Consider the following 1,486-nt stretch of genomic DNA (forward strand, 5'->3'; position numbering starts at 1 on the left):
TACGAGCCGCGTTCATGTGAACGTGGCTCTGAATCTGGAAGAAGTATTGTCTTGGGTAGTGCCTGGATCAACAAACAGCACACTGACATCTTATTTTTATAACCTGCTAAGGTTATAGGGACAAGCCGTACGGGCAATTAGTACTGGTTAGCTTAATGCATTACTGCACTTCCACACCCAGCCTATCAACGTCCTGGTCTCGAACGACCCTTCAAGGAGCTCAAGGCTCCGGGAAATCTCATCTCAAGGCAAGTTTCCCGCTTAGATGCTTTCAGCGGTTATCTCTTCCGAACTTAGCTACCCGGCAATGCCACTGGCGTGACAACCGGTACACCAGAGGTTCGTCCACTCCGGTCCTCTCGTACTAGGAGCAGCCCCCTTCAAATTTCCAACGCCCACGGCAGATAGGGACCAAACTGTCTCACGACGTTTTAAACCCAGCTCACGTACCACTTTAAATGGCGAACAGCCATACCCTTGGGACCGGCTACAGCCCCAGGATGTGATGAGCCGACATCGAGGTGCCAAACTCCCCCGTCGATATGAACTCTTGGGAGGAATCAGCCTGTTATCCCCAGAGTACCTTTTATCCGTTGAGCGATGGCCCTTCCATACAGAACCACCGGATCACTATGTCCTACTTTCGTACCTGCTCGACTTGTCGGTCTCGCAGTTAAGCACGCTTATGCCATTGCACTATCATCACGATGTCCGACCGTAATTAGCGTACCTTCGAACTCCTCCGTTACGCTTTAGGAGGAGACCGCCCCAGTCAAACTGCCTACCATGCACTGTCCCCGATCCGGATAACGGACCAAGGTTAGAACCTCAAACAAACCAGGGTGGTATTTCAAGGATGGCTCCACGAGAACTGGCGTCCCCGCTTCAAAGCCTCCCACCTATCCTACACAGATTGGTTCAAAGTCCAATGCAAAGCTACAGTAAAGGTTCATGGGGTCTTTCCGTCTAGCCGCGGGTAGATTGCATCATCACAAACATTTCAACTTCGCTGAGTCTCGGGAGGAGACAGTGTGGCCATCGTTACGCCATTCGTGCAGGTCGGAACTTACCCGACAAGGAATTTCGCTACCTTAGGACCGTTATAGTTACGGCCGCCGTTTACTGGGACTTCAATCAAGAGCTTGCACCCCATCATTTAATCTTCCAGCACCGGGCAGGCGTCACACCCTATACGTCCACTTTCGTGTTTGCAGAGTGCTGTGTTTTTATTAAACAGTCGCAGCCACCAGTTTATTGCAACCCGTTCATCCTTCCACAGTAAAGTGGTCAAACTACAAGGGCGTACCTTTTCCCGAAGTTACGGTACCAATTTGCCGAGTTCCTTCTCCCGAGTTCTCTCAAGCGCCTTAGAATACTCATCTCGCCCACCTGTGTCGGTTTGCGGTACGGTCTCGTATGACTGAAGCTTAGAGGCTTTTCTTGGAACCACTTCCGATTGCTTCGCAGCATAAAGCCGCTCGTCCCA

Annotated in this window: 1 rRNA gene; it reads right to left on the reverse strand. The window is 51.1% G+C overall.

What is annotated here, in order from left to right:
* Nucleotides 1-116: 116 nt before the first annotated feature.
* Nucleotides 117-1,486, reverse strand: a 23S ribosomal RNA gene (locus ACHAC9_RS24370); the annotation flags it as partial.

The sequence above is a fragment of the Massilia sp. CMS3.1 genome, assembly GCF_051262535.1.
Lineage (GTDB): Bacteria > Pseudomonadota > Gammaproteobacteria > Burkholderiales > Burkholderiaceae_D > Telluria.